The organism is Actinospica durhamensis, assembly GCF_018139695.1.
GTDB lineage: Bacteria > Actinomycetota > Actinomycetes > Streptomycetales > Catenulisporaceae > Actinospica > Actinospica durhamensis.
Genome location: NZ_JAGSOG010000412.1, coordinates 1 through 5302, shown reverse-complemented (window position 1 = coordinate 5302; position 5302 = coordinate 1). Strand labels below are relative to the sequence as shown.

4 protein-coding genes and 1 pseudogene are annotated in these 5302 nt (G+C 71.7%); 4 read left to right on the top strand and 1 reads right to left on the bottom strand.

Translation table 11 applies throughout. From position 1 onward, the window contains the following. Window positions 1–320: pseudogene (locus tag KDL01_RS38835) on the top strand (haloalkane dehalogenase); the annotation flags it as partial. A 517-nt stretch (window positions 321–837) separates the two neighbouring features. Here KDL01_RS38835 and KDL01_RS44960 read toward each other — a convergent pair. Next, complete coding sequence (locus KDL01_RS44960) at window positions 838–2019, bottom strand: 3D domain-containing protein (protein WP_212533723.1); 1182 nt, start codon at window positions 2017–2019, stop codon at window positions 838–840. A gap of 192 nt (window positions 2020–2211) precedes the next feature. Here KDL01_RS44960 and KDL01_RS38825 point away from each other — a divergent pair, with 192 nt between their 5' ends. The 3 genes from KDL01_RS38825 to KDL01_RS38815 all read left to right on the top strand — a co-directional run. Then, window positions 2212–3081, top strand: a complete 870-nt coding sequence (locus tag KDL01_RS38825; RefSeq protein ID WP_212533722.1) for an LLM class flavin-dependent oxidoreductase — start codon at window positions 2212–2214, stop codon at window positions 3079–3081. A gap of 65 nt (window positions 3082–3146) precedes the next feature. Further along, on the top strand, window positions 3147–3500 hold the full coding sequence (locus KDL01_RS38820) for an MmcQ/YjbR family DNA-binding protein (RefSeq protein WP_246577597.1): 354 nt from the start codon (window positions 3147–3149) through the stop codon (window positions 3498–3500). A gap of 508 nt (window positions 3501–4008) precedes the next feature. After that, the coding region (locus KDL01_RS38815) for a serine/threonine-protein kinase (protein WP_212533721.1) at window positions 4009–5302 on the top strand (1294 nt) is incomplete at its 3' end.

Below are 5302 nucleotides of genomic sequence, written 5' to 3'. Positions count from 1 at the left end.
CCCCTGAATCCCGCCGCCCCCTGCTGGCCTGGCCCCGGATGATGCCCGTCGACGGCGAACCCGCCGACGTCGTCGCCCGCGTAGAGAACTACGACGTCTGGCTGGCGAGCAGCCCCACGGTCCCCAAACTGCTGCTCACCTTCGACTCTTCACCGACCCTCATGGTCACGCCCGAGACCGCCGCCTGGGCGAAGGACCACATCGCCGCCCTCGAGATCCAGCACCTCGGCGCCGCCGGCCACCACGCACCCGAGGACCGCCCCGAGGAGATCGGCCGCTCCATAGCCGACTGGCTCGACAGACACGCCCTATCCATCTGACCCGTCGCGCGCGCCGCACCCGCCAGCCCGCGGCCGATCGCTGGCCGTCGCCGGCTCGAGCGCTGACGGTGCGTCCGCTCGATGCACGACGCTCGATGCCCGCCACCCGCCACCCGCCATCGGTCAGGTCGGGTCGGATCGGATCGGGTCATTCGTCGGGCCACCGGGCCACCGGGCCACCGGGCCACCGGGCCACCGGGCCACCGGGCCACCGGGCCACCGGGCCACCGGGCCACCGGGCCACCGGCGAGCGGGACGGCTTGAGGGCGAAGCAGGTTCCGGTGGTGGGTACCGAAACCCGCTTCGCCCAGCCACCCGGTGACCGCGGCACCCAGGCGGCAGGACCATGGCCCCGCCCAAAGCGCCCAGGTGCGCGTGGACATCCGGGTAACGTGCCCCCTCCGCTGCTCGGGCGCGGAGGGGACGTTCCAGATGGCGGCATGACGCGTTCGGCCGTCGGCGGCTGGGGCGGCGGCGCCAGGAGGGCCGCCGCGCTGCGCCGTCGAGCCGGCCGCGCTCAGCCGCTACACGGACCGTCGCTCGACCACACGGCCCACGAGGTGGCGGCTCCGGGCACGGCGCCGGTGGAGTAATACGTGGCCGTATAGTCCACGCCCTGATACGAGACGACGTCACCCGTCACGTACGACGTACCGCTGCTCCACGCCGCCGCGCAGGTGCCGGAGCCGCTGGACGTCGGACTCGCCGAAGCCGAAGCGGACGCGGAGGGTGAGGCCGAAGCCGATGCAGACCCTGACGAGGAGGTTGCGGATGAACTGGCACTGACGGTCGCCGATGCGGAGGCAGACGCGGACGAACTCGCCGGCCCGGTCGCCGAGGAACTCGCCGAGGGAGAGGCGCTCCCGCCGCTCCCGCTGGCGTACGGATCCGCGATCACGGTGATCGTGCGATCCTGCACGCCCCAGTTGTTCGCCTGGTCGCCGGGCAGCCAGACGTCGACGGTGTCGTTCTGGATCCAGGTGCCGAGGTCGGCGGCGTAGCAGGTGCCGTAGCCCGGCACGCTGAAGTAGGTGCCCCAGGGGATCACCCGCGGGTCCGTGGCGCAGACGCCGAGCTGGGCGTCGTATCCGGAGGCCGTCGAGCCCGTGTTGTCGTAGGAGGTGACCATCATCGAGATCTGCGTCCCCACCGGCACGTCGCCGGCGCCGGGAGCGAGCGTGCCGTCCGCGCCGAGCCAGTAGGGCTGGGAGAGCTGGCCGAGCGACGCGTCCGAGTTGCTCGTGTCGTACATGGCCACGACGTCGTAGTAAGCGCCCTGACACGGTGCGGTGTCGGTGACCGTCAGCGGGCCGGTCTGGCCCCAGTAGCTGATGTAGCCGATGTCCACGCCGTCACGCCACACGCGGTAGGCCACCGCGTTGGCGACGGGCGCGACGGTGATCGTGATCTGGCCGTTCGCGAGGGTGCCCGAGAGCGTCGGGGCCGCGGGGCGGCCGGCGAAGTCCACGGCCGGGGCGGTCTGCAGCGGCGCCACCCAGGGCGTCGTGCTGCGGGCGGGCGGGGTGATGCCGGATGCCCAGAAGGGGCAGGCGGGCAGGGTGTTTGCCGCGGCGGCGGCGAGGGACGGAGTGGTGGCCTCGGCGGGAACGGGCGGCGTCAGTAACACCACGCCGGCCGCCAGCGCGGCCGTGGCCACCGCGATCGCCGCAAGGCGGCCGCGGGAAAGCAATGCGGACATGGTGGGGTCTCCGCGTCTTCGACGGATGTGGGCGAAACCGAAAGGATGACGCAATACTGATAGTCGGCCGACTGCGAGCCAGTTAAGCGCGGGGCGGATCTCCGGTCAAGGTCTAGACCATTATTGTCTAGACCAATTTTTAGCCATGCGCCGCGCCGACGGCGGCGTGCACAGCCGGATATGATCTGCCGTATGCGCCTGAGTACTGTCATCCTCCCCGTGTACCGGTGGAACGAGGGTCGGTCGGTGTGGCGGAGGGCCGAGGAACTCGGCCTCCACGCCGCTTACACCTACGATCATCTGACCTGGCAGTCGTTTCGCGGCGGGCCGTGGTTCGGGACGGTGCCGACGCTGGCCGCCGCGGCGACGGCGACCTCGCGGATCCGGCTCGGGACGATGGTCGCCTCGCCGAACTTCCGGCATCCGGTGCCGTTCGCCAAGGAGCTGATGACGCTCGACGACCTGTCCGGCGGCCGGATGACGCTGGGGATCGGAGCCGGCGGCGCCGGGTTCGACGCCTCCGTCCTGGGAGAGGACACCTGGTCCACCCGCGAGCGCGCGGACCGCTTCGGCGAGTTCACCCGGCTGCTCTCCCGACTGCTCGGCGAGGACGAGACGACCTCGCTCGACGGCACGTACTACCGCGCCGACGCCGCGGAGATGCTGCCGGGCAGCACGCAGAGCCCGCGCATGCCGTTCCACGTGGCGGCCGGCGGCCCGCGCGGAATGCGCCTCGCGGCCGAACTCGGCCAGGGCTGGATCACGGTGGGCGACCTGGAGAGCGGACCGAAGGTCGCGGCCGCGCAGATCGCCAAGCTGCGCGAGATCTGCGCCGAGGCCGGACGCGACCTCGCCGAGTTCGAACTCACGCTGCTCAACATGCCCCGCTCCGCGCCGGAACAACCGCTGACCTCGTTCAACGCCTTCGTCGACTGGGCCGGAGCATACCAGGAGGCAGGTATCACAGAGCTGATCCTGCACTGGCCTATCCCCGAGTCCGAGTTCGCCGCCGACATGGACGTGTTCGAACGGGTGGCGACCGAGGGCCTCGCGTCACTCTGACCCCGCCACGAGGATCCGGCCACGAGCCCCGTCCCCATACGGACCATGACGGAAGGTCAGACGCGATGCTGAGCGCCACCGACCTCAAGGCGTTGTGCCTGGAACAGGCCGCCGCCGAGGAGACGTTCCCGTTCGGCGCCGAGGTGTCGGTGTTCAAGGTCGCGGGCAAGATGTTCGCCTTGAGCGCGCTGGACGCGCGGCCGCTGAGCATCAGCCTCAAGTGCGTACCCGAAGTCGCGACCAAGCTCCGCATCGAGTACCCGGCCATCACGGCCGGCTACCACCTCAACAAGCAGCACTGGAACACGGTGCTGATCGACGGGTCCGTTCCGGACCGGCTCGTGCGCGAGATGATCGAGGACTCGTACGACCTCGTCCGCGCGGGCCTGCCGAAGGCCGTACGCCTCACCCTCGGCTGAGGGCCCAGCCCGGACCCGGCCCCGGGCCTGCACTCTCGGCTGACGCCGCGCCGGCGATCCGGACAGCCCGGTCGGCGACTCGGCGACTCGGCGACTCGGCGACTCGGCGACTCGGCGACTCGGCGACTCGGCGACTCGGCGACTCGGCGACTCGGCGACTCGGCGACTCGGCGACTCGGCGACTCGGCGACTCGGCGACGGCAGACTAGCCGCCAGGTCCCCGACAACGCGCCTCCACTCGACTCCCCCGAAGCGCGCGACAACTCCCCCACGCCCCGGTAAGCCCCGCACACTCACCTCACCTCTGCCACCGTGGAGGTGTTTCCGAACATGCCCGCAGACGTATTCGCGCACGTATTCCTGAGGTATCCGTGTTCGTGTTCGTGGATGTGTTGGAAGTGTTACCGGTCCGATGGTTTCGGAAGGTTTCGCTCGTCCCTCGGCAGCTTTAGCATGGCTGCGCGACGCGGGCGGGAGCCGCTTGGTCGCGGAGGGGAATCACGACGCCATGGTGGGCGAAAGTGCACCGGTCGGCTGGACGCTGCCCGGATACGAACACGTACAGCGGCTCGGGTCGGGGGCCGGTGGGCAGGTCTGGCTGGCTACACACCTGGCCACGGACCTACCCGTGGCGATCAAGTATCTCGTGCCGCGGCTGCACGAGGACGGGAACTTCCGGGAGGCGTACCGGGCCGAGGCGCAGCTGCTCGGCGGGCTGGACTCGCCGCACATCTCGCGGCTCTACGAGTACGTGGAGGGGCCCCACGGCGCGGCGATCGTGATGGAGGCGGTGGAGGGCTCCTCACTGCGGGCATTGATGCAGCAGGAGGGGGCGACGTCGCCCGAAGCGGCGCTGGTGGTGCTCAAGGGCTCGCTGCTCGGCCTGGCCGCCGCGCACGAGGTGGGCGTGGTGCACCGCGACTACAAGCCGGCGAACGTCCTGGTCACCCCGGACGGGGTGTCGAAGCTGGTGGACTTCGGGATCGCGGCGCGCTCGGGTGAGGCGGCGCGGGCCGCGGGGACGCCGCTGTACATGGCGCCGGAACAGTTCTCCGGCGATCCCGCGTCCCCGGCCGCGGACGTCTACTCGGCCACGGTGACCTTCTTCCAGTGCGTGACGGGCAACCGGCCCTATCCGGGCGCGAACGCGATCGAGCTGATGGCCCAGCACGCCCTCGGCACCATCCCGGACGACGAGGCGCCCGCGCCCGTACGTGGCCTGATTCGGCACGGCATGGCGAAGAACCCGGCCGACCGGCCCGCCACCGCGCTCGAGTTCCTGGACGAACTCGAGCAGGCGGCCGTCGGCGGGTACGGCGAGGACTGGGAGGAGCGCGGCCAGCAGAAGCTGGTGACGCTGCTGGCGCTGCTTCCGCTGCTGCTGTTGCGCACGGCGCAGCCCGCCACTCCGGCGGCCACGACCTCGATCGCGACGACGGTGCTGGGGGGCGCCGGCGTCGCGCCGCTCACCGCCGCCGGGGTCGGGTCGGCGGTGCTCGCGGGGGCCAAGGCCCAGCGTCGAGGGCTGACCCGCTCCACGACCGCCGTGATCGCCGCCGCCGTGCTCGTGCTGGCAGGCCTCTTCATCGCGGCGGCGATCGGCGGGCACAAGCCGGGGTCCTCCGCGCTGCCCGGGGACTCGACCACGGTGAACGGCGGGACGACGCTGGTCACACCGAGCGCGACCGCCCTGGCTTCGCCCTCGGCCGGGGCGACGCCGACGACGTCCCCGAGTGCGACGGGCTCGGCCACCGCCGGCCCGACCGCGACCGCAGCAGGCGGGGGCGGGGGCGGGGGTACCG

Bases quoted from the DNA above. Each gene is read 5' to 3' on its own strand.
- KDL01_RS44960 (WP_212533723.1), bottom strand. From the start codon at position 2,019: ATGTCCGCATTGCTTTCCCGCGGCCGCCTTGCGGCGATCGCGGTGGCC.
- KDL01_RS38825 (WP_212533722.1), top strand. From the start codon at position 2,212: ATGCGCCTGAGTACTGTCATCCTCCCCGTGTACCGGTGGAACGAGGGT.
- KDL01_RS38820 (WP_246577597.1), top strand. From the start codon at position 3,147: ATGCTGAGCGCCACCGACCTCAAGGCGTTGTGCCTGGAACAGGCCGCC.